The following is a 24,177-nucleotide window of genomic DNA, read 5'->3' on the forward strand; positions in this document are numbered from 1 at the left end:
GATAAATTTCTATAACCTGTATAGTTTTTTAAGGTTTCTTAAAGTTAATTCCCTAACAACCAAAATATTTAATTTTAATACTATAATATAGTATTGTCTAGTGTTAAGAATAGATCTATCTCTTAAATAATTCAAGTATTTGAAAAATAAGCTAAATTTTAAACCATAAAGTAAAGATTTCACTTCAGAAAGGTATTGATTTAAAATTTCTTTTTTTTCATATTCATTGAATACTTCATATTCATTGAATAATATTGTCTTCTTCACATTGATACTAGAAATTAAAGTTTTTTGATCAAAATTTCTGTAAAGTGAAGAGATTCTATCTGAGTGAAGACGAAAACTGCAAAGACTCAACTTTAAAAAACTAGATTTTGGTTTAAGCTTGAGTACTTTATAAATAAAGTCAAGATCTTGTGATTTTCGAAGGGTTTCATCAAATTTAATATCTTTTATAAAATTCTTCCCAAATAAAATCACCGGTAGATTAATTTTTATTTTTTTTAAAATAAAATCTTGTAATATTCTGTCCTCATCAATTTTATTTTGGAATCGATTAACAATTTTCTTTTGATTAAAAGTAGAAAATTCACACATTGTTATATCAGACTTTGATGTTGTAATATTATTTATTTGCATTTTTAACAAATCTGGATGCATTAAATCGTCTGAATCAAACCACTTTATATACTCTCCTTTACTCTTTTTAAACCCATAATTACGAGCACCATTACCTCCCGATAGATATTCCTTTGTGCGGTGGTAATACTTAAACCGTGTATCCTTTTTGGTATACTCTTTCATTACTGCATCGGTATTATCACTTGAGCCGTCATCCACTACAATGCATTCCCAATTTTGGTAATTCTGTGCTAAAACTGAGTCTAAAGTCTCGCCTATCATATGGGCACGGTTGTAGGTGGGGATAATGATTGAGACTATCATTTAAATTTAGCTTTAAAATAATGACTTTTGTTGAACACATAAAACGAAAAACCTAACAGAAAAAAAAATACTATTCCTTGATATCCGTAAATCTTAGTTGATTTTTTCTGTAATTTGAAATAATTTTTAAAAAAAATATCCTTATCTCTTAGAGAAAGAGTTAGAACACGATAGAAAAACATTTTTTTTCTCCGTAAAGATAACTTATCATAAATTTCATCAAAACTTAAGAAATGTGACATAAAGATTGAAAACTTCCTATTACTATTCTTTCTATATTTTTTTTGAATTGAATTTTCATGCTCCCTTCTTAGAGTTAACACTTTATCAATCACATAATAATTTCTTGAATTCATTAGAAATTTTAAAATAAAATTATACTCTTGCCCAGATTTTATTAACTCATTATATTTGATTCTAACAATTTTATTTTTGGACACAAAAATATCTGGAGTTAAAAGATTTATTTTTTGTAACAAGAAATTTTCAAAATTTATTTCAAAATTTTGAAAATTATAATACTTTTCTAAGTCTTTAGTACTGTTAAAATATTTGGTCTTACTCACCACAAAATCAACCTCATTTTCTAAAATTGCTTTCACCTTTAATTCCAGCTTCTCTGCCACCATCAAATCATCAGAGTCAAACCAATTCACATATTCCCCACGACTCATTTTAAACCCATAATTTCTAGCGCCGTTTCCGCCGGGTAAATGTTCCTTTGGACGATGATAGTACTTAAAACGTGAATCCTTTTTGGTATACTCCTCAATTAACTCATCGGTATTATCGCTAGAGCCATCATCTACTACAATGCATTCCCAATTTTGGTAAGTCTGGGCCACTACCGAGTCCAGAGTTTCACCAATCAGATGGGCGCGGTTGTAAGTGGGGATAATGATGGAGACTAAAGGCTGGTCAAACATATTTAATGAATTCGTATTGCAATGTTACGAATTTTCGGGATGAGTTATTAGTTTATCCGAGTTTTCGTGGTTGGTTTTTCGGTAATTAGTTGATAGTGGTTAGTTTGTCGTTAACAGTTTTAAATTTGTATATACCATACACTAAAACAAGTCTAAATGGTGGAACTGAAATAAACCTGCCTACCCAATTCATCCAAGCACGTTCAGATTGACAAGCCTTTTAAAAGGAGATCTGAGTATCATAGAACAGGCTGTTAACATTCAATAACCTAAGATTATATTTGAACTTAATAAGAAAATTGACTCCAACTAATTATAAAATAAATAAGAGTGTTATCCAAAAAATCAAACCTTATACTGCTTATACTGAAAGATAATTAGGTTGTTGTACTTTATTTTTTTCCACACTTTGCTCAATTTCAGGGATGATGCAATCGATGAGTCTCAAACATTTTTTAAGACCTTTTATCGATTTTTGATTCTGTCTTATTCGAGCTTTCAGTAATTGGCGTTTTATTTTTTTTCTATGATTGAGGATTCTGCTTTTATCGTAGTCATTTAGATTACCATATTTTTTTTTAAAACTACGGTCTTGTATTTTAAAATAAGCATCAGAATAAAGCTCTATTTGAGGTTTTGGCCTTTCCTCTCTGTCGTGAACCATAAATGTGTTAGGAAGGACCCCAATTTTAAAGCCATGGTACGAAACACGTTGGCAATAATTATCATCTTCTCCATAATGAAAGAATATTGGATCAAAACCACCAACGATCATCAAACAGGTTTTGCTCAACAACCATCCCGCTGCATTCACAAAAGGAACCTCATACACGTCTTGTAATTGTCGACCTAAAACATGATCTGAATAAAATGCTGGATTGGCTTCAAAACGGACGTAGTTTGAAAAGTTGCGATCCAATCGCGTCTCTTCTGCATTAGTATGTATAGCACTTAATATTCCAAACTCTGGATTTTGCTTTTGAAAACCTACCAATTGCTCTAAAGCATCACCTACTAAATAAGCATCTTGATTGAGCAAAAAAACGTGATCTGCCCCTTGGTTTAATGCATAACTTATGCCTTTATTATTAGCTTGGCCAAAGCCTAAATTCTGATTTTCTTTAAATAATTTAACTGCAGGATAGTTTTTATGTACATGCGCAACGGTTCCATCACTAGAACAATTATCTACAACCACAACTTCATATCTTGAAAAGTCTATGCTTTCTAAACATTTATAGAGCCAAGGCATAGCGTTGTAACTGACGATAATGACGTAAGTTATAGACATTTTTTAAGCAAATTTAAACCAGTTCTTTTGTCCTCAAACTTATAATCTAAAAGTTTCATATCCTTTTTAAAATAAGTCTCTACGAGTCGCTTTCTAGTGTTTGTATAAAAAATAGAATAATGATTTTTCCTGGACGAGTTCTTTTTAGCATGAATATCAAACTCTTTTGAAATCCCTAACTGGTCATTTAATTTGTTTATTTCAATTCTTATATGTTCAAACTTCCCTATAAAATCCATTTTATAATTTCCTGAAAAATCAAAAAAATCAGTTTGTTGTAATAGATGATCTCCTCTATATTCTTTTACTGAATTATCACTCAATACAGGTTTAAAAACATTTTTTTTAGTAATGTAGTCTTTAAAACTACCTTTTATATCCCTATCTTTCATGAGCCAAAAATAATCTGAAACAGCTCTATCGTATGGATTTCTAATAAAAGTAAACTTAAAATAATTATCCCAAATTTCTGGCTTTACCAGATCAAGTTCTAAGAGCTGCTGACTTGTTGCATGCTGTAAATGGATTTTTCTTTTAGGACACCATCCATAAAGCAGTTCATAATTTGGTAGTTTCCAATTTAACCTTGGAGTATCAAAATAAAAATCTCTTATGCTTGATCCAGCACATTTTGGAATATGAATAAAAATACATTTATGTTTGTGAGAAATCATATTATTTTATTGTCCAAGATTGATCAGATAAAAAGACACCAAGATTTTCTTTCGAGGGTATTTTACCTGTTTTGAATACGTCGCCTGATTCTACTACAACTTCACTAAAGGCATCCTTTTGATACAATACTTTCTTGGATTTTAAATCTAAAATTTGAATTCCAAGTTCATATAATCCGGGAGAGATGTTTAGTTTAGAAATAGAACAAACAAAACTTTGATCAAATTTTTCTAAAATTTTATTAGAATTTAGATGAAATGTATTTAGTGTGGTAATTAATTTTTCGTCTTTATCAAAAACCTGGTACCTAACATTAATTTTAGTTGATTTTGGATTTTTAACTCTTAGATTTAATTCAAAGGAGCATTTTTCACCCAACAACAAGTTTGAATTATTACCAATAAAATCAAGGACTTCAAAGTTTGATATTTCGCCCTCATCAAATTTAATTGGAAAAGTCTTAGCAGTATCATTATCTTTTTTACTCAAATAATAACTAACACAATCATCGGTTCCCCCTTCAAAAGCAATTTTCCCATTTTCCAAGACAATCCCTCGGGTACATAAACTTTTAACCGCCGCCATATTATGGCTGACAAATAATACCGTTCGCCCATCGTTTCCAGAAATATCTTTCATTTTACCAATAGCTTTCTTTTGGAATTCGGCATCGCCTACGGCGAGGACTTCGTCCACTACTAAAATATCGGGCTCAAGGTGAGCCGCTACCGCAAAAGCCAATCTCACCCGCATTCCTGAGGAATACCGCTTCACGGGGGTGTCCACGTACATAGCACAACCCGAAAACTCGATGATCTCTTCTTCCTTTTCTCTGATTTCCGCTTTGGTCATCCCTAAAATAGCCCCATTCAAGTAGATATTTTCACGACCAGTCAATTCGGGGTGAAACCCAGTGCCCACCTCCAGTAGAGACGCGATTCTTCCTTTGGTCTTGATAATTCCCGTAGTGGGGGAAGTCACTCGCGATAAGATTTTGAGCAAGGTAGATTTTCCCGCACCATTCTTACCAATAATACCTAACACATCGCCATCGTAGACATCAAAATTAATATCGCGTAAAGCCCACACATAATCGGTCTCTGCTTTTTTGCTGCGGTCGTTTTCAGCCCCTATTTTTAGGTACGGATCTTCCTTGCCCCTTAAACTCGCCCACCACCGGTTGAGGTCGTGACTCAGCGTCCCCGTTCCTACCACACCTAGGCGGTATTGTTTGGAGATGTTTTTGGCGGTTAGAATTATGTTTTTCATTTCAGTTGCCTGTTATCAGTTGTCGGTTGTCGGTTGTCGGTTATCGGTTGTCAGTTATTTGTTGGTTTTCCAATTAGATTCAACGTAGTTGGTAAATTTATAAATTTTTGCACCTAATTCATCATATTTCACGATCATTGATTCCACCTCTAGATCAGGGTAAAGTTGACTTATCATTTCCAATTGTGATTTACACTCCAACAAAGAAGCGTAAGCGTAGATCAAGAATTTTATAAAATCATTCTTATAAGCCTTACGCCCATAACCTTCTATAATATTGTCTTTAATGCTTTTTGATGAACGTCTTACCTGGCTCCCTTGTTCATATAACTCATACTTAGGTAGCTTCAAAGTCAGTTTATGAACTTCAACAGCATACTCGAATGCTAAATTATATATGTCTAAATCTTTATGAGATTTCATTATTCGGTTATCGGTTATCAGTTGTTGGTTATCAGTTGTCGGTTGTTGGTTATCGGTTATCAGTTTGGTGGCTGAGTGTTCCGACTTTTTGTGTCGGAATGTATCGAAGCCACTGTTATCGGTTGTCAGTCTTCGGTTATCTGTTTTCAGTTGTCGGTTATCTGTTATCGGTTATCTGTTATCGGTTTTCGGTTCTCAGTTGTCAGTTTGGTGGCTGTAGAGTACTAAATAGAGTTGACCTTTTAGAGTTGTTTATTTGATTCAAAGTTATTAATTATTTCCTTATTAAGTTTTTGTTCATATTCCACTGGTGTATAGTGTTTTATAGCACTATGAGGTTTTTCATGATTATACATGTATACTGCTCTATCTAAACTCATGTTTAAGCTTTGCTCTGTTACTGGATTATATCCTCTTAGATAACTATTCTTTATTGTACCGTTAATTCTCTCCGCATGAGGGTTCTCATAGACATTCACACACATACTATTTCTTAAACATCCTCTTGTCAAGCTTAAAAAGCTTTTGCTGTAATACTGTCCTCCACCATCAGAGTGTATGATAGGTTTTTCTTTTTGATCACTTGTAATCCTTTTAAGAGCCATCTTTAGAGCTGGTATGGTTGTATCTATTGTTTTGAGTGTCCTGCTAGCGCTATAACCAATTATCCTTCTGGAATATTGATCCATTATGAAGGTTAGGTAATAGAACTTACTATTCATTTCATAGTAGGTTATATCACTCACCCAGACCTGGTTTACTCCTGTCAACTCCCGATCCTTAATCAGGTTAGGGAAACGTATGACCCCACTACTATCAGTGGTTCTTCTGAAGGATTTTTGCATAGGTATTTTAAATCCATATTTACCATAAAATTCAAAGAACTTATCCCTGCCCATTGTCTCAGGTCTTACTTTCCGATAAAGTGCCTTACATCCCATATTCGGATGATCTTCTCTTACCTGCCGCAAAATCACTTTTAGATGTTCTTTCTCTTCCTCTCTTTCTATTTCTCTGTTAAGCCGTTGATGTACATTTTGCTTGGTGGTTCCCAACCAACGATAAATCTGATTCATTTTCCATTGGTGTTCTTTCCTGTTGAGCCAGAACCAGGCAAGGGTTTGGAACTGAGTTTTTTTTTGATGTCGATATCATACATCTCTTCTGCAATATCTATCATCTTATTTTTAAACTCAATCTCGATCTGCTTTTGACCAATCAAATGCTCGAGATCACGAATTTTCGCCTTTAAATCCTGTATTTTTCGGGTATCACTCATAAGTTCTACAACTTGTTTAACGCCTCGCTTGCGGTTGAGAGAATACTTATCCAACCATTTATAAATTGCCGTTTTTGACACTTCATACTCTTTGCTGACCTCCATAACTGTAGAAAGGTTCTTCTCAATTTCCTGAACCTTCTTTCGCTTAAAGCTTTCACTAAAATAACGATTTATTCGTTGAGAACTTTCTTTAGAATAATCTTCTGGTTTTACCATAATACTGAGTTGTTTAAAACTCCGTAAAACGGTCAACTTATTTCAGTACCCGACAGGCTGAGTGTTTCGACATTTCTGTCGGAATGTATCGAAGCCACTGTTATCTGTTGTCTGTTTTCAGTCATCTGTTTTCAGTTGTCGGTTATCTGTTATCGGTTTTCGGTTCTCAGTTGTCAGTTTTCAGTTGTCAGTTTGGTGGCTGAGTGTTTCGACATTTCTGTCGGAATGTATCGAAGCCACTGTCATGTGTAATCTGTTATCCGTTGTCGGTTTTCGGTTAACTGTCAACTGCTAACCGTTAACCGCGCCTCTGGCGCTACACCGTATCTATAAAACTCTTCTCCGTCCTGTTAAAAATAGCTAAGCCCATAAAAAACACCACTAAGGAAAAACCCAAAGCATAGAAAAAGCCCCACCACGTAAAAAGTCCTGTGTCTAAGGTCATATACCGGAAGCCTTCTATAATCTGGGCGATAGGGTTGTACTTAAACACCCAAAAGTATTCTGGTTTCTTTTCCAAGATCTCGGACATAGGAAAAGGAACAGCCGAGATATACATCAGCAATTGTACACCGAAGGTGATCAACACCGTGAAATCTCTGTATTTGGTGGTCAAAGAGGATAAGATCATGCCCAAACCCAAACCCGTCATTCCCATAATAAAGACATAAGCAGGGAACAGCACCAAATTGGCATTGGGGCTGATGTCTTTTCCAGAAGCCACGAAGTATATGTAAAACCCCGCAAATATAGTAAGTTGTATTCCAAACTTAAGTAAATTGGAGATAGTCACCGACATCGGCATAATGACCCTAGGAAAATACACCTTGCCGAAGATACCCGCGTTTTTTGTAAAAGTGCCCGAGGTACCCATAAGACATTCTCTGAAGTACGTCCAAGCGGTAATCCCCGCTAGGTTGAACAGAAAACTTGGTACAGTACCCGTTTGAATATTAGCCACATTATTGAACACCAATGTAAAAATAACCGAGGTAAATAGCGGCTGAATTAAAAACCAAAGCGGGCCGAGTATAGTTTGCTTATACACGGTTACTATATCCCGTTTCACAAATAAAACCAGCAAATCTCGGTACCTCCAAATTTCCTTAAAATTAAAATCTAGGAGTTTCTTCTCTGCTTTAATCTCGTATAACCAATCAGAATCTTGAGAGGAGGTCTTTGTGTTATCCATAGAATGTGGTTAGCTGTAATGTCTGTTTTCAAATCTTAAAAACCGAAAGTTATAAGTTAATTGATCTTAAATCGAAAGAGATAAAACTTTCTTTCATTAAGCTGCAAATCTACATGTTTTTAGAGAAAGTCGGTTGTCTGTTTTTGGTTTTCGGTTTTCAGTTCTCAGTATCCAGTTTTCGGTTGTCGGTTGTCGGTTTTCAGTTGTCGGTTGTCAGTTGTCGTATAGTGGTGTAGTTGTATAGTGGTGCATTGATCTTTAGTTAGATTATGAATTACTTCTTTATTCGATATTCGGTTTTCGGTATTTTTTTGTGAACTGGTGGCTGAATGATCCCGACATTTTGGTTGGGATTGTATCGAAGCCACAATGAATCCTGAGCCTGCCTGCGTTTCCTCGGCAAAGGCAGATCGGGTTTCGGTTTTCAGTTGTCGGTTCTCAGTTGTCGGTTTTCAGTTTTCAGTTCTCAGTATCCAGTTTTCGGTTATCGGTTTTCGGTTTTTAGTGACTTGTGAATAGAAACTGGTGGCTGAGTGTCCGCCTAGGAGGATGTATCGAAGCTACCCTGATTGAAGTTGTCGGTTTTCAGTTTTCTGTTGTCAGTGAATAGTGAATTGTGATTAGTGAATGGTGTAATAGTATAGTGGAGAAATGGTCGCTAAGCCCTCAAGAATGAATGAGTCGGGCAGGCTTATTGACCAACTAAAACATTAGATTTAGGTACACTTTTTAGAAACGGGCCTATCTAAAAAAACATTGAAAAACAAGGAAGCAGGGTTAGCTAGAAGATGAAAATCTGTTTAAAGAAGGCGATAGCCTGATGAGTTATTTTTCATCTGTGGTGGGGGATTCCATAGTATTTTCTTATGATTTTTTTAGTAAGCCTAGCGTTTTTTGGTTCTTTTTTGGGCAATGCAAAAAAGAATAAGAGCTTTAATCTTATCTAGATCTTAAAATTCAAACTTCTAACATTAAACTACTTCTCGATACTTTTTCCTCTCCTTCGCAGTCAAGAAAAAAACTCGAAGTGACAATAGTTTTCGGTTACCAGTTTTCAGTGAATGGTGATTAGTGACTTGTGAATAGAAACCGGTGGGTAATGTCAGGTCGAGTGGATTTTGCTTTTGAAAAAAGTAAAATTTGTATCGAGACCTTGTCCATACTCAGAACTTCAAACTACCTCTCGATACAATTTCGTTCCGTTTCACTTCTCGAAATCACTCGAGGTGACAATGGATGGCTTTTCTTGTAGTTGCATAAAAAGGTAATAATATATTGGTGGCTGAGTGCCTCGATTTTTTATCGAGGTGTATCGAAGCTACCACGATTTGTCGGTTTTTAGTGAATGGTGATTAGTGACTTGTGAATAGAAACCGGTGGGTAATGTCAGGTCGAGTGGATTTTACTTTCGAAGAAAGTAAAATTTGTATCGAGACCTTGTTTTTACTCAGAACTTCAAATTACCTCTCGATACAATTTCGTTCCGTTTCACTTCTCGAAATCACTCGAGGTGACAATGGATGGCTTTTCTTGTAGTCGCATAAAAAGGTAATGATATATTGGTGGCTGAGTGCCTCGATTTTTTATCGAGGTATATCGAAGCTACCAAGGATTATCAGTTGATGGTTTACTGTTTTCTGTTGTCAGTTGTCTGTTGTCAGTTGATAATTGAGTAAAAAACAAGTAACAGTAAACCGAAGACTGTAAACGGTGAAAAACAATTATGAATTACCACTTTTTGCTTTATTCTGTTCTTTTTATTTTTGGAGGATTTTGGCGAGTATCAAAAACATCGTTGATCTCAATTCTACTCTCAGCTTTATTCATCCAATAGATTATTTTATAGCTTTTGTAAACTAGATATCTAAATTTCTGTTTTCGATTTTTGAGTAATTCCTCAATTTGTCCAATTTCGGGGTTTTGCTCAAGATCTAGTGCTTTATTATAAATTTCATCCGTCAGATTCTTAGCCATTCGGTAGCTTACTTTTTTATGGTAATATTCGAATATTTTTTTAAGTTCACCTTCAGCGAATTCAGTCCAATAAACCTCTAACCCCATTTTTCCATTTTGGCTTTTAAATCACTTGCTTTGATCAATCTTCCATTTTTGGAATCCTCCATGGACCTGTCAATTCGTTTATTAAACTCTTCAATAGTCATAGGTTTAAGCTCCTCTTTTCCAGAATTTTTAATTTCTTTCCGTAAAACTTTCTCGAGACGATTTATAATGTCTTCATTTTGAACTTTTAGAAACTCTTGAACAAACTCTATTTTTCTATTTTGAATATCCATTTCAAACGATTTTATCAAATATACGAATTAATCGAATCTATATTTTCTTTGTTTTGCAATTTTTCATCAGCGTGTTGCCAGCTTTCAGTGATCAGTGACTGGTGACTGGTAGCAGAGCCCGCCTGAATGACTTAGTCGGGCAGGTGGTCCCAACTTTTCGTTGGGATTTTATCGAAGCTACCACGAGTTGTTGGTTTTTAGTTAATGGTGAATGAAATAATAGTATAATGGTATAGTGGTAATAAGCCAGTAGTGTCATGCTGAACTCGTTTTAGCATCTTCTCCGGTCTGAATCTAGACCCTGAAATATTCCGAGGCTTCGGGGCAGGGTTACAAAGCTGTCAGGTCGAGTGGATTTTACTTTTGCAAAAAGAAAAATTTGTATCGAGACCTTGTTCAAGCTAATTGCATCAAACTACCTCTCGATACAATTTCGTTCCGTTTCACTTCACAAAATCACTCGAGGTGACAATAGTTGACTTTTCGTGTAGTCTTATAATGAGGTAATTGGTAACTCGTGGCTAATATTAGGTCGAGTGCTGGTTTTGTGTCTTTAGACCAAAATCAGAGTATCGAGACCCTGTTCAAGCTAATTGCATCAAACTACTTCTCGATACTTTTTTCTCTTCTTCGCAGTCAAGAAAAAAACTCGAGGTGACATTAACTGTAAATTTGGTGGCTGAGTGTCCGCCTAGGCGGATGTAACGAAGCTACCTTAATTATCGATTCACGAAAAACAGTGAACTGTAAACTCATCACTAGTCACTAATCACTAATCACTAAAAACCTACTTCAGCGATTTAATAAACGGCTCAATACCATGCATACCTTCATTGGTTAATCTACGGATGAATTCAGACCCAATAATACACCCGCTGGTAAACCGACTAGCCTGCTCAAAGCTATGCGCATCCTTGATGCCAAAACCTACCATGAGCTTGTTGGTGAGCTGCATGTCTGAAATACGTTTGAAATACGACATGGCTTCCTCGCCAAACCCTTTTTCGCCTCCTGTTGTGCTGGACGAACTCACCATATACACAAAGCTGTCGCCCAGAGCATCGATGGTTTGAATACGCTCCACTGAAGTTTCCGGTGTAATCAGCGGGACAAACTTAAGTCCGTGGGTTTCAAAAAGAGCCTTATAATCGCGTTCGTAAATCGAAATCGGTAAATCGGGCATAATGATGCCGTCGATACCGATCGCTTCGCATTCCTTGCAAAAGTCTTCCACTCCAAATTGCAGCATGGCGTTGAAATAGCCCATCACAATCAGCGGGATATCCACCTCCTTACGGATGTCTTTTAGTTGCTGAAATAACTTCTGAGTGCTCATTCCATTTTTTAGGGCCTGCTCTGAGCTTTTTTGAATCACCGGTCCGTCCGCCAAAGGATCGCTGTAGGGCAAACCAATTTCAATCACGTCGGTCCCAGCTTCCGCCAGGCGTTTAATAACTTCAGAAGTATCTTCTAGCTGCGGGTAACCCGCTGTAAAATAGATAGAGATCAGTTTTTTATGTTGCGCTAAGGCTTTATTTATTCTGTTCATAGGTTGTTTAAGTTTGTTATCGCTAAGCGTTCTATTAATAGTATCAAGCCTGCATGGGTTTCTTGCAAGGCAGGATCAGATTAACTTTTATATGTTCTAATTTTTATAGGTGTTTGAATATTTGTTCGTTGTTTCATGTTCAAGCCTTTCGACCTTGGTCAAGATAAACTCAGTCGAGAACTTTAATCATCTCGACTCCGCTCGATGTTAAAACAAGGACAGAACCATCTGATGTACTAAAAACTTAATACCCAAAATACTTTCGGTATGTTTCCAAATCCTTATCCCCACGCCCGGAGCAATTGAACACCAGCACATCGTCTTCCTTAAAGTCCAGATACTTGAAAATCGCAAAGGCATGCGCCGTTTCAATCGCCGGAATGATCCCTTCCATACGGCTCAGCTCCAGACCTGCTTCCATCGCCTCCACATCGGTAATCGACACAAATTTACCTCGACCGGTTTTGAACAAATGCGCATGAAGCGGTCCAATACCCGGATAATCCAATCCTGCCGAAATCGAATACGGCTCGGTAATTTGCCCATCGGTATTTTGCATCAGCAGCGTTTTACTGCCGTGAATAATGCCTTCCCGACCCAAAATAGTAGTCGCAGCAGATTCGGTAGTTTCTACCCCTTTTCCTGAGGCTTCCACCCCAATAATCCCTACCTCTTCGTGGTCCATAAAGTCTGCAAACAATCCGGCAGCATTACTCCCTCCTCCTACACAGGCGATGACGTAATCCGGTAACTCCCGACCTTCTTTCTCCAGCATCTGAGCTTTAACTTCCTTGGAAATCACGCTCTGCAGTTCCGTCACCATATCCGGATACGGATGCGGACCAACCACCGAACCGATGATATAATGCGTGTCTTTAGGATGGTTGATCCAGTCGCGAATCGCCTCATTGGTCGCGTCTTTTAGGGTTTTACTTCCTGAAGTGGCCGGTACCACTTTGGCACCCAGCATCTTCATTCGGGCGACATTGGGGGCTTGACGCTCAATGTCTTTGGCGCCCATATACACAATACATTCCAGCCCCATCAAGGCACACACTGTAGCCGTTGCCACACCATGCTGTCCAGCACCAGTTTCGGCAATAATCCGGTGTTTACCCAAGGCTTTGGCCAAAAGAATCTGACCAACGGTGTTGTTGATTTTGTGTGCCCCGGTATGACACAAATCTTCTCGCTTGAGATAAATTTTGGTCTTGTACTTTTCACTTAAATTTTCAGCCAGATACAAAGGTGTTGGTCGTCCCACATAATCCTTCAACAGACTTTTGAATTGCTTCTGAAAGTCTTCCGTATGAATGATCTGCTTATAGTTTTGCCTTAATTCTTCCACATTGGGATACAGCAACTCCGGAATATATGCCCCGCCAAAATCACCATAAAATCCCTGCTCATCTACTTTATACTTGCTCATAAGTTCTAAGGTTTTGTAAAAATTCGTTCACTAAAGTTATATTTTTAAGCCCAGGCTCGTCTTCAAATCCGCTGTTGACGTCCACGCCTGCAATCCATCCTTTTTTAAATAATTGACTCACTTGTTCCGCATCTTCCGGACCAATGCCACCACTCAACATTACAGGCTTTGATAAATTCTGTTGCTGAAGCAGTTGCCAGTCAAATTTTTCGCCATTGCCACCTCTGTACTGGCCTTTGGTATCCAGCAAATAGCCGTTGACATAGTAACTAAAATCTTCAATACCTTCAAAATCTGAAGGAGATTTTATAGAAAATACTTTCCACAACTTCACCTCAGCGAAGCCTTCTGCAGCCAAAGCCTGATTAAGCTCTTTACAAAATTCCGGACTTTCATAACCGTGCAACTGAATCACATTCAATTGAAACTCTTTGACTTTCTTCAAAATCTTCTCGATAGTTTCGTTGACAAATACCCCAACTTTCTGAATGCGCTCAGGAAGCTCAATTGCTGTTTTTGCAAAACGTGGTGACTTTTCATAGAAAATAAACCCCATATAATCGATGTCTAATTGTGCCAAGGCTTGGATATTTTCTGGATGTTTCATTCCACAGACTTTCACTTTCATATACCTCTTATTTTAATTCAGATCCATTTTGTTTCATAAAAAACTCACCCACCAATACGCCATTGAATCCTTGCTGAATCAATTTCTGAATGGTTTCCCGGTCCTGAATGCCGCTTTCAGAAATCTTCAGCACATCTGCTGGCAAATGTGGTAACATGTCTAAACCTTGTTGGAGATCCACTTCGAAAGTCCTTAAATTACGGTTGTTGACGCCAATCAAATCAATGTATTTCGTATCTAACTTCTTGATTTCTTCAGCTTCGTGAATTTCAAATAATATTTCTAATCCTAGATCGTGAGCCAAAACCGCCAATTCTTCCAGCTTTTCAGCAGAAAGCGCGTTGGCAATCAACAAAATCGCATCCGCTCCGTAAGCTTTAGCCTCTAATACTTGGTACGCATCCACCATAAAGTCTTTACGTAAAATCGGCAGATTACAAACTGATTTTGCCAGTTGTAAATCTTCCAAACTCCCCCCAAAGTAACGCTGATTGGTCAACACCGACATCCCTGCAGCGCCCATTTTCTCATAACTTTGTGCAATATTCATCACATCCGCCTTCAGGTTAATCGCTTCCTTACTAGGCGATCGGCGCTTGAATTCGGCGATTATTCCTTCTTCGGAAGTTGCCACGGCTTGCTTTAAGCTTCGCGTTGGACTTGAAAACTCAGGGAAAGAGGTTAAGACCTCGACGGGCATCCGTTTCTTCTTAAGGTTGACGACCAGTTGCTGATAACCGATAATTTCTTCTAGAATCTGTTTCATGACTGACTTATCGTTTTAAGTTGGTTCAAAACTTCAAGTGCTTTTCCTCCTTTCAAAAGATCTTTAGCTTCTGCAAAAGCATCGGCTACGGTGATGTTTCTGGCTGTTGAAATTGCCGCTGCTGCATTGGCACAGACCACGTTGTTTTGAGCTGCGGTTCCTTTTCCATTTAAAATCTGATAAAAAATATAGGCAGCACCTTCCACCGTGTCCCCTCCATAAATTTCCTCTTTAGAAACTGGTAAAACGCCAAAATCTTCAGCAGACAAATAAATCTCCTGTGTATTGGTGACGCACTTGGTTTTAGCCGTCAGAGAGATTTCATCATACTGATTCAAATCGTGCAAAATGCAGTAAGTTTTATCGGTTTTCTGATACAAATAATGGTATTTCCTCAGCAATTCCAAGTCATACACGCCGACCAGTTGCAAATCTGGCTTAGCAGGATTCACCATTGGACCCAGCATATTGAAAAACGTTTTTAAAGCAAGGGATTTCCGAATTGGCGCCACATTTTTCATCGCCGGATGAAACAAAGGCGCGTGAAGAATAGCGATATTGGCTTTTTCCATGCTTTTGTCTAAAAAACCCTGCTCATTGGAAAATTTAATCCCCATGGCTTCCAGAACGTTAGAACTTCCACTGACTGAAGACACGCCGTAGTTTCCGTGCTTAGCGACTTTAATGCCTGAAGCAGCAACCACAAACGAAGCTGCCGTAGACACATTGAAGGTGTTTTGCCCATCGCCGCCTGTTCCACACAAATCCATGACCGTTTCGCCTTGAAAATCGACAGGAATACAGAGTTCCAAAAGTGCATCCCGAAAGCCTTCCAACTCTTCCACGCTGATGCTGCGCATCATAAATACCGTAAGAAAGGAGGCGATTTGAATCTCGCTGAACTCGCCGTTAGAGATTTGCAACAGCACGCCTTTGGCGTCTTCTTTAGAGAGCTGTTCCTGCTGTATGAGTCGGTTGAGTATATGTTTCATAAGTCTTTTGTTTGAGCAAATTAGCTTTCAATCCAGTTTTTAATCATTTGTTTGCCTTCCGGCGTTAACACCGATTCCGGATGAAATTGAACCGCTCTTACATCGTATTCTTTATGTCTTAAAGACATGATTTGCCCCTGCTCATCGACTGAGGTAGCCAAAAGACAATCTGGTAAGTGTTGATTCACCACCCACGAATGGTACCGACCGACCATCATAGTTTTTGGAAGTCCTTTGTATAAGACCTCATCGTCGACCAAAGTTTTAATTTCTGTCGCAACCCCGTGGTGAACTTTGTCCAAATTCAGCAACTCTCCACCAAAGACTTCCATGATGGCTTGCTGACCTAAACACACACCCAGCATTGGCTTTTCGTGAGCAAAAGCTTTGATGATCGCTTTTAACTGGCCAGCTTCTTCAGGGATTCCAGGACCTGGAGACAGTAAGATTTTATCGTAATGTTTTACATCTTCTACGTTCACCTCATCGTTACGTTTCACAGTAACTTCGGCGTCAAATTCTTCGAGGTAATGCACCAGATTGTAGACAAAGGAATCGTAATTATCTATGACTAATATTTTTTTCATGGCTTTTTTTATTGATCCAAAGCTTTACGTAAAGCTCCGAGTTTATTGATGACTTCTTGTAATTCGTTTTCTTCAGTGCTATCGCTTACCACACCAGCACCGGCTTGGTAATGCAATTTTAAATCCTTACTCACAAAACTTCTGATGATAATCGCCTGATTCATATTGCCTTTAAAATCGATCACGCCAATGGCACCACCGTAAGCCTCCCGACTTATGTTTTCATACTTTTCAATGAGCGACATGGCATTGTGTTTTGGTGCACCACTCAAAGTCCCTGCAGGAAAGGTATCGCCTAGCAGTTTCAAACTGTTTTCTTGTTTCACTTCAGCGGTCACTTTACTGACCAAATGAATCACATGCGAGAAATATTGCACCTCTTTATAGGTTTCGACCTTTACCTTTTTACCATTTCGGCTCAGGTCATTTCTGGCTAAATCCACCAGCATCACGTGTTCAGAATTCTCCTTTTCATCTTCAGACAACTTCAAGGCCATAGCGGCATCCTCCTGATCGTTTCCTGTCCGTTTAAACGTTCCTGCAATGGGGTGAATTTCCGCTTTGCCGTCCTGAACCACTAAATGCGCTTCAGGAGAACTCCCAAAGATTTTATAGTTTCCAAAGTCGAAATAAAACAAATAAGGACTGGGGTTGATGCTTCTCAATTTTCTGTACACATTGAATTCATCTCCCTTGAAACCTTGAGAAAAACGTCTGGACATCACCATCTGGAAGACATCGCCACGCTGGCAATGCGCTTTCGCCTTGGTGACGTATTCCATAAATTCTTCATCAGTAATAGGAGACGTTTCTCCACCATCCAATTCAAAATCATATTCAGTATAATTCTGATTTTTCATCAAAGATTTTAATTCTGAAATGCGATTGGTACCGTCGAAACTATGATCAAAAATATAAGCTTCGTCATTAAAATGATTAATGACAATTACATTCTGAAACACATTGTAAAGCATGTCTGGCAAACCCAATTGAGATCGACTTTTATCGATGGTTAATTTTTCAAAATAGCGAACGGCGTCGTAAGTCGAGAATCCAAAAAGTCCTTGAGTTAGAAATTTAAAACCTAAATCTTCGACTTCATACTCTGCTAAATACTTCTGAAGTTCGCTGGTCACATTCACCTCAGCATCGATATCGATTTGCTTATAGGTGCCGTCGGGATATTTGAGTTCGATTTGTTCGTTTTCCACTTTGAAGTGAGCAATGGGGTTGCAACAGATGTAGCTAAAGCTATTGTCGTTGGTATGGTAGTCACTGCTTTCCAACAGCAACGAATGTGGATATTTATCCCTGATTTTGAGATAGGCACTCACCGGCGTAAAGGTGTCCGCAAGCAGCTTTTGATAAGTGGTTTTTAAAGAATAACTCATGGTCTTGGTTCAGGTTTTAAAAATTAAAAAAGGCCTGTCGTGATAGACAAGCCTTTATGAAATATATGCATAGCAGGATCTAGATCACGACGTTTGACGTAATAAAGACCACCACCAAGAATTGTTTTGATTATTTAACATGTCACAAACATAGGAATAATAATCATTTATTTATAAATCTACAGATGTTAAAATTTTGTTTTGGAAAATGATGTTAGGACGCTGCTCGTATTAAGATTACAGAGCTACGCCCCTATCTAGAATTTTTACAAACAAGTTTTAAAAAAAGCTTTGATATACACATAAAATATGTAACCATAGAAAAAATGGAGGAGCGTTAGCACTGACATCTTCGTAATACATCCGCGACTGCTTGAAAAAAGGGGCGTTAGCCCTGACATCTTTATAACGTCTGAAATAACAAAAAGAGATAATCAGACCAAGCATACAGAAAAGTTAGGCGATCACATCTCAAAAATAATATCATCTCTCAGGACTAAAATGCCAGGGGGCTGCGTCTAGTCAAAAGTGATGATGAAGAATCGCTCATTTTTAATTAAGTCTTGTGGGAGATATTCTTTTGTTTTAAGTCTGAGTCATTTCATTTTTCAAGTTCGAGCACTTCGGCTATCGCTCAGGATATATTCAATCGAAAACCACTTTTGTTTCAAGTTCGAGCACTTCGGCTATCGCTCAGGATATATTCAATCGAAAATCACTTTTGTTTTGAGTTCGAAGCCTTCGACTATCGCTCAGAATAAACCCAATCGAGAACCACTTTAGTTTCAAGTTCGAGCGGAGTCGAGAACCATTTAAATAACTGAAGTCGAGAATTTTACTTTATTCCAAGTTTGAGCCCTTCGGCTATCGCTCAGCATCAACTTTATTGGGAAACAAAATAGCTTAAAATAGCTCGATACTAAAACAATTATAAAATTCTTTGATTACTTAGTTTAAGTTCGATTTCTTTTCCTGTTTCAAGTACGTGTCTTTTTGCTATCAATCTGGATAAATTCCGTCAGAAATCACTTATGTTTTGAGTTCGAAGCCTTCGGCCATCGCTCAGGATATATTCAATCGAAAACCACTTTTGTTTCAAGTTCGAGCGGAGTCGAGAACCATTTACTCCATTTGTTTAAATTTAGAATGTGAATCATTTCTACATTCAGCTAAATCTTTTGATTTTTCACTCAAACTCAAAGGCTTGTTTTACATCATTAAAAGCTTCATAAAAAACCAACTCCAAAGGTTTTCGGCTATAGGTGTAAGCATCTTTGTGTTCTTCACCAAAACAATGCTCTTGCCATCTTCTAGATATATTATTAGTCATTCCTGTGTAATAAGTATGATCAGCGCATTTGATAATATAGACAAAGAAGGTTTTCATAATTTTTGATATAGAATTTTTTTGTTCTCGACTCTACTTCGTCTTTGCTCAACACAGGCAGCTCAAACCTAAACAGATTGACAGTGTTTAAATTTAAATAAATCGAGTACTTCAACCTCGCTCAAGATCAACTCCGTCGAAAACCTTCCAGCCACCAATCACTCCCTGCCTTTGAAGGAACGCAGGCAGGCTCACTGTCGGGTACTGTCGGGTACTGAGAACCGTCAACCGTAAACTGAGAACTAAAGACTGACATTCTTCAAAACGGCCTAAAATATTATCTTTGATCCTCAACAAAAAAACTACCACATGAAAGCTTATATATTTCCGGGTCAGGGTGCCCAGTTTACAGGAATGGGTCAAGACCTTTACAACAGCTCTGAAGAAGCCAGAAACCTATTCCATAAAGCCAACGACATTCTAGGATTTGATATTTCCAAAATCATGTTTGAAGGTTCTGCTGAGGATCTCAAAGAGACTAAAGTCACTCAACCTGCTATCTTTTTACACTCCGTGATTTTAAGTAAAGTGTTGGGAGAGTCTTTTCAACCAGATATGGTGGCAGGTCATTCACTTGGTGAGTTTTCGGCCTTGGTGGCTAATGGGACTTTAGAATTTGAAGATGCACTGAAATTGGTACATAAAAGAGCTTTGGCCATGCAAAAGGCTTGTGAAATCAACCCCTCAACGATGGCTGCGGTCTTAGGGCTTGCCGATGAAGTTGTGGAAGAAGTTTGTAAATCTATAGATGGTATTGTTGTTCCTGCCAATTACAATTGTCCTGGACAACTGGTGATTTCCGGAACGCGTGAAGCGGTAGAAAAAGCCTGTGAAGCCATGAAGGAAAAAGGGGCAAAACGGGCATTACTACTTCCCGTTGGCGGGGCTTTTCACTCTCCATTGATGGAACCAGCAAAAGAAGAACTGGCAAAAGCTATTGAATCTACAAAATTCAGTACTCCAAAATGTCCAGTCTATCAAAACGTTACCACAACCGCAGTTTCTGATCCTCAGGAGATCAAAAACAATTTGATAAAACAATTAACCGCTCCAGTAAAATGGACGCAAACCATGATACAGATGCTGGCTGATGGGGCTACAGATTTTACAGAAGTAGGTCCTGGAAAAGTTCTTCAGGGCTTATTGAGAAAAGTAGATAGACACGTAAAAGCAGAAAGCATTTCTGGATTATAGCTCAAGTCGTGAGTCGTGAGTCGTGAGTCGTGAGTCGTGAGTCGTGAACTTGTCAAAATTTGCATTCAAACTAAAATTATTTGTCGTCAATAAATTTTTAATCCAAACAAAAAATGATCTCAGAGCTCCTCGGTAGATACTTAGGGGATACTAGGGAGATACTAGGGGTGTAGTAGGGAGTAAAAACTTTTTTAACTTGGTTATAAAATGCAGTAAAGGATTGACTTAAAAAAGTAGCTATATCAAAACCAATATCATTGTCATTCTGTCCCGACGATTTGGGATATTTCAGAATCTACATTAATTGATTATTAGTTTATAATTAGACCTTGAAAACAAGTTCAAGGTGACAATTTTGATATTTTGAGACAGATTCTTTGTTTGGTGTCACTACAAGAAATAACTGTAACCCGACTTCAGGTGAACGAAAACTATTATAAATAAGAGTAGACTAAATCAACTTCCCCAAACGATCCCAACTTGAAATCTAACTTATAAGCTTAAAGCTTATTTTCTATACATTCTTAGACTTACGTAAGCAAAATCAGAAATAGAGAGCAAACAAGGTTCGACAGACAGGAGACACAAATTTTAATTAAAAAATGATTTGATGAAATAAAAAAGCCGTTAAGAACTCTTGGTTTCTAACGGCTTCTGTACTGTTTTAAAGAATTTAATCTTTATAAATTTCTATTGGCCATTTATCATTGGAATAATTGATGTCCATCAAAATTTTGTTAGGGTCGATATCTATAGACTTAATGTCTTTTTCAGTTTCAAATTTATGGGTCCAGGTGTTACCTCTCTGCCAGATTTCTACAGGCAGGCTTTTCATAGCGGTTGAACCATCTTCAAAAGTGATTTGCATGTGAACCGGCATTGGAATTCCCCCTTTGTTGGAAACCGTTAAGTAATAAGCTCCATCTCGCTTTCTTAACGAATCGACAGCTAAATCGATATTTTCTGTGCCATAGAACCATGGCTCAAAAAACCAGGATAGGTTTTCGCCTGCTGCGCTTTCCATATGGTTGAAAAAATCTTTGGGCTGAGGATGTTTGAACGCCCAGGTTTCGATATACGATCTAAAGGCGTAATCGAATCGCTCTTCACCCAAAATATATTCTCTCAACATGACTAAGCCTAGTGCTGGCTTATAATACGCAATCATTCCAAGGTTTCTTAAATTTGCTACATCTGGATAGGTTGCAATGCTTTCGCGGGTATCTCCTATGAACCAACCTGTTAAATTCCTAGGCTTGTTCAAACGTGCTGGATATTCACCATCGTTGAAAGCTTGTGTACTATAAAAATTGATAAAGGTATTGAAGCCTTCGTCCATCCAGGCGTAACGTCTTTCATTGCTTCCTACAATCATTGGAAACCAGTTGTGGCCAAACTCATGATCGGTAACGCCCCAAAGACTTCCGCCTTTGCTTTTCCAGCTACAGAAATTGAGTCCTGGGTATTCCATTCCACCGATATCTGCGGCGACATTAACTGCCGATGTGTAAGGGTATTCAAACCACTTTTCTGAATAATGCTCTATAGACGCCTTACTGTATTCTGTTGATCTTGACCAGGCATCTTGCCCGTCGCTTTCGATAGGATATACAGAATGGGCTAAGCCTGTTTTTCCACTTGGAAGATTGAATTGTGCTCCATCCCAGATAAAAGCTTTGGAAGCTGCAAAAGCAAAATCTCTGGAATTTTCAATTTCGTAGTGCCAGGTTTGAGTGCCGCTTTCGTTGGCAAACATGTTGCTATTACCAATTTCTTCTGAAGAAATTAAAGTCACTGTTTCCTGACTTTCTAAAGCTTTTTTGTAACGGTCATAAACCTCAGATGACAAGACGTCTTTAGGGTTCTGAAGCTCTCCAGAACCGACCACTACAAAATTGTGAGGAACGGTGATTTCTACATCAAAATTTCCATAATCGTAGTAAAATTCTCCAGCTCCCAAATAAGGCTCAACATTCCAGCCTTCAATATCATCGAACACCGCAACTTGCGGAAACCATTGCGCCAGGGCGTAAATTTCGCCGTTTTGGGTGCTTAAACGCCCCATTCTGTCCATTCCATTCACAGGAATTTCAAACTCAAAGTTCATAGACACCTCGGCTTTTCCGCCTTCAGCTTTTAAAGGCTGATCGAAAAAGACTTGCATGCGCGTATCTGTAATCAAATGTTTGGTTGAAGTAGAACGCTTTACTTTGGCTTGTAGATTAGAAATCTTAACACCGTCTAATGGATCACCATTATAACGGTTGCCCTCTACAGGAGTGGTGAGAGTTCCTCTTGAATTTTGAGTAAATCTATTTTGCTCCAAATACATCCAGATATAGTCTAGATCCTCAGGACTATTGTTGACATACTCCATAGTGATCTGCCCCGTTATCTTATGACTTTCGGGATCAAGACTCACCTTGATGCTGTAGTCTGCCTCATTTTGAAAATATTCCGGACCAGGTTTCCCAGTTGCAGAGCGGTAAGAATTTCCAGACCTGTCCATAAATTCGTCAAATTGTGACTGATTGCTTTCCAGTTGCGCTGAAGCTGATGGGAGAGTAAGAATACTCAGTCCCAGAGCCAGAACTAGATAATTTATTTTGTTCATAAGTTTAAAATTTAAATTTTTGCTCTAAAATATGAAAATCAAGGATAAAATTCAGAAAAAAGAAAGTAATCATTCGATTTCCAGATAATTTCTCTTCACAAAATCCAAGGCTGTTTTAAGAATATGCCCCATAGTTTTACAGCGTTTGAAGCGGATGTCTCGGGTATAAGCGACGAGTTGGTTTCTCAGCGTCTTCACATTTTGATCTGAAGACACTCTGTCCTTCATCATAGAACGTATGAGCATTCTAAATCTTTTTTCTGAAGTGATTAAACGCTTAGCCACTTGAGAACGCTCTTCTTTCCTATATTGTTCTACCGAAGTGTCCTGAAGTAAATCTGAAACCATTTTGACCATAGGTCGGTTTTCTTTAAAAAAATGTGGCTGATATACTTTTAGATTGCCTTCATAGTTTTGCTGATCAAAATCTATCGCTCTGATTTTGTAATCTACATGGTCAAAATCATGAGTAGGGATTACGACGTAGTTATAAGAACGCATATCCCCTAAAAGCCTTAGGGTGCAGCGTTCGTCAAACTTGACAAATTGCTTGGCAATTTCGTTCCTGGCTCTATCAGTGCACTCGGGTAAATGCTCTTTGATGAAGACATCTCCTGGAATCCCGGCAATATGCTCTTCTATTAAGGTGTCTTTGTTGACCAAAAAATTGATTCGGTTTGGGGAAAGAATATGCTCAAAATCCAGCCCGTATATTCTGGAGGCATCTGCTTTTTTGATGTAGAAATAGGTGAAGTTATCGTTCAGTACATTTCTAACTTTAATCCGAAAGGGTTTAGAATTACCAAAAGTGCAATAGTCTATAGCATCGACATTGAGGAAATCCAGATGTTCACTACGCCCATCGGAGTGAAGGATAAGATAAACACGCTTTAAACTGTTATCGATTTCTTCCCGCTCAAAATCTGAATAGTAACATCTTACCCATAAAGTATCCTCGTCATGCCTATCATAGACCACGATAGAGCCTGAAAATCTCAATAAATCATCGTAAGAAACTGGAATCTTAGTGTTCCTGTTATAAGTCTGAAGGTATTTATTGAGCTGTTCGCTTATCGTAAACGATGGCTTTTTCCTAGACATGAGTTTCTTTTCCATGCACCCTTTTT

22 protein-coding genes are annotated in these 24,177 nt (G+C 38.0%); 1 reads left to right on the plus strand and 21 read right to left on the minus strand.

What is annotated here, in order from left to right; all coding sequences use genetic code 11:
- Positions 1 to 9: 9 nt before the first annotated feature.
- The 19 genes from LB449_RS09410 to LB449_RS09500 all read right to left on the minus strand — a co-directional run bounded on the left by LB449_RS09410 (position 10) and on the right by LB449_RS09500 (position 19,242).
- Complete coding sequence (locus LB449_RS09410; protein ID WP_224454844.1) at positions 10 to 945, minus strand: glycosyltransferase family 2 protein; 936 nt, start codon at positions 943 to 945, stop codon at positions 10 to 12.
- A complete protein-coding gene (locus LB449_RS09415; RefSeq protein WP_224454845.1) occupies positions 942 to 1,871 on the minus strand; it encodes a glycosyltransferase family 2 protein in 930 nt (309 codons plus the stop codon). Before LB449_RS09415 ends, LB449_RS09410 begins: the two co-directional genes overlap by 4 nt.
- Positions 1,872 to 2,232: 361 nt before the next feature.
- The gene (locus LB449_RS09420) at positions 2,233 to 3,162 is read right to left on the minus strand and encodes a glycosyltransferase family 2 protein (protein WP_224454846.1); all 930 of its coding nucleotides are present in this window, start codon (positions 3,160 to 3,162) and stop codon (positions 2,233 to 2,235) included.
- Positions 3,153 to 3,836 (minus strand): sulfotransferase family 2 domain-containing protein, encoded by a 684-nt coding sequence (locus LB449_RS09425; RefSeq protein WP_224454847.1) that lies wholly within the window; start codon positions 3,834 to 3,836, stop codon positions 3,153 to 3,155. The genes LB449_RS09420 and LB449_RS09425 overlap by 10 nt, the downstream gene beginning before the upstream one ends.
- A gap of 1 nt (position 3,837) precedes the next feature.
- Positions 3,838 to 5,106, minus strand: coding sequence for an ABC transporter ATP-binding protein (locus LB449_RS09430; RefSeq protein ID WP_224454848.1), 1,269 nt, complete (start codon positions 5,104 to 5,106; stop codon positions 3,838 to 3,840).
- 54 nt (positions 5,107 to 5,160) lie between these two features.
- Positions 5,161 to 5,529, minus strand: a complete 369-nt coding sequence (locus LB449_RS09435) for a four helix bundle protein (protein ID WP_224454849.1) — start codon at positions 5,527 to 5,529, stop codon at positions 5,161 to 5,163.
- A gap of 242 nt (positions 5,530 to 5,771) precedes the next feature.
- On the minus strand, positions 5,772 to 6,605 hold the full coding sequence (locus LB449_RS09440) for a DDE-type integrase/transposase/recombinase (RefSeq protein WP_224454850.1): 834 nt from the start codon (positions 6,603 to 6,605) through the stop codon (positions 5,772 to 5,774).
- Complete coding sequence (locus LB449_RS09445; RefSeq protein ID WP_224454851.1) at positions 6,602 to 7,027, minus strand: transposase; 426 nt, start codon at positions 7,025 to 7,027, stop codon at positions 6,602 to 6,604. The genes LB449_RS09440 and LB449_RS09445 overlap by 4 nt, the downstream gene beginning before the upstream one ends.
- Positions 7,028 to 7,343: 316 nt before the next feature.
- Positions 7,344 to 8,219 (minus strand): ABC transporter permease, encoded by an 876-nt coding sequence (locus tag LB449_RS09450; RefSeq protein WP_224454852.1) that lies wholly within the window; start codon positions 8,217 to 8,219, stop codon positions 7,344 to 7,346.
- Between the two features lie 1,743 nt (positions 8,220 to 9,962).
- On the minus strand, positions 9,963 to 10,280 hold the full coding sequence (locus tag LB449_RS09455) for a type II toxin-antitoxin system RelE/ParE family toxin (RefSeq protein ID WP_224454853.1): 318 nt from the start codon (positions 10,278 to 10,280) through the stop codon (positions 9,963 to 9,965).
- Positions 10,271 to 10,513, minus strand: a complete 243-nt coding sequence (locus tag LB449_RS09460; protein WP_224454854.1) for a hypothetical protein — start codon at positions 10,511 to 10,513, stop codon at positions 10,271 to 10,273. Before LB449_RS09460 ends, LB449_RS09455 begins: the two co-directional genes overlap by 10 nt.
- Positions 10,514 to 11,300: 787 nt before the next feature.
- The gene (gene trpA / locus LB449_RS09465) at positions 11,301 to 12,062 is read right to left on the minus strand and encodes a tryptophan synthase subunit alpha (RefSeq protein WP_224454855.1); all 762 of its coding nucleotides are present in this window, start codon (positions 12,060 to 12,062) and stop codon (positions 11,301 to 11,303) included.
- 244 nt (positions 12,063 to 12,306) lie between these two features.
- Positions 12,307 to 13,491, minus strand: a complete 1,185-nt coding sequence (trpB, locus tag LB449_RS09470; protein WP_224454856.1) for a tryptophan synthase subunit beta — start codon at positions 13,489 to 13,491, stop codon at positions 12,307 to 12,309.
- A complete protein-coding gene (locus tag LB449_RS09475; RefSeq protein WP_224454857.1) occupies positions 13,478 to 14,119 on the minus strand; it encodes a phosphoribosylanthranilate isomerase in 642 nt (213 codons plus the stop codon). The genes trpB and LB449_RS09475 overlap by 14 nt, the downstream gene beginning before the upstream one ends.
- Before the next feature lie 7 nt (positions 14,120 to 14,126).
- The gene (gene trpC / locus LB449_RS09480) at positions 14,127 to 14,885 is read right to left on the minus strand and encodes an indole-3-glycerol phosphate synthase TrpC (protein WP_224454858.1); all 759 of its coding nucleotides are present in this window, start codon (positions 14,883 to 14,885) and stop codon (positions 14,127 to 14,129) included.
- Complete coding sequence (trpD, locus tag LB449_RS09485; protein ID WP_224454859.1) at positions 14,882 to 15,877, minus strand: anthranilate phosphoribosyltransferase; 996 nt, start codon at positions 15,875 to 15,877, stop codon at positions 14,882 to 14,884. The genes trpC and trpD overlap by 4 nt, the downstream gene beginning before the upstream one ends.
- Positions 15,878 to 15,897: 20 nt before the next feature.
- Entirely contained in the window at positions 15,898 to 16,464 is a 567-nt protein-coding gene (locus LB449_RS09490; protein WP_224454860.1) for an anthranilate synthase component II, read from the minus strand.
- Positions 16,465 to 16,472: 8 nt separating this feature from the next.
- Entirely contained in the window at positions 16,473 to 17,855 is a 1,383-nt protein-coding gene (locus tag LB449_RS09495) for an anthranilate synthase component I family protein (RefSeq protein WP_224454861.1), read from the minus strand.
- A 1,186-nt stretch (positions 17,856 to 19,041) separates the two neighbouring features.
- Complete coding sequence (locus LB449_RS09500) at positions 19,042 to 19,242, minus strand: GIY-YIG nuclease family protein (RefSeq protein ID WP_224454862.1); 201 nt, start codon at positions 19,240 to 19,242, stop codon at positions 19,042 to 19,044.
- Between the two features lie 309 nt (positions 19,243 to 19,551).
- Between LB449_RS09500 and fabD the strand changes: the two genes are divergently transcribed.
- The gene (fabD, locus tag LB449_RS09505) at positions 19,552 to 20,436 is read left to right on the plus strand and encodes an ACP S-malonyltransferase (RefSeq protein WP_224454863.1); all 885 of its coding nucleotides are present in this window, start codon (positions 19,552 to 19,554) and stop codon (positions 20,434 to 20,436) included.
- A gap of 673 nt (positions 20,437 to 21,109) precedes the next feature.
- On the opposite strand, the gene LB449_RS09510 is transcribed toward fabD, so the two are convergent.
- Together LB449_RS09510 and LB449_RS09515 are read right to left on the minus strand one after the other, a co-directional pair.
- Entirely contained in the window at positions 21,110 to 23,050 is a 1,941-nt protein-coding gene (locus LB449_RS09510) for a M1 family metallopeptidase (RefSeq protein ID WP_224454864.1), read from the minus strand.
- A 69-nt stretch (positions 23,051 to 23,119) separates the two neighbouring features.
- Positions 23,120 to 24,166 carry a hypothetical protein gene (locus tag LB449_RS09515; RefSeq protein ID WP_224454865.1) on the minus strand — a complete coding sequence of 349 codons (1,047 nt, stop codon included), beginning with the start codon at positions 24,164 to 24,166 and terminating at the stop codon, positions 23,120 to 23,122.
- Between the last annotated feature and the right edge of the window lie 11 nt (positions 24,167 to 24,177).

The sequence above is a fragment of the Psychroflexus lacisalsi genome (assembly GCF_020164495.1).
Lineage (GTDB): Bacteria > Bacteroidota > Bacteroidia > Flavobacteriales > Flavobacteriaceae > Psychroflexus > Psychroflexus lacisalsi.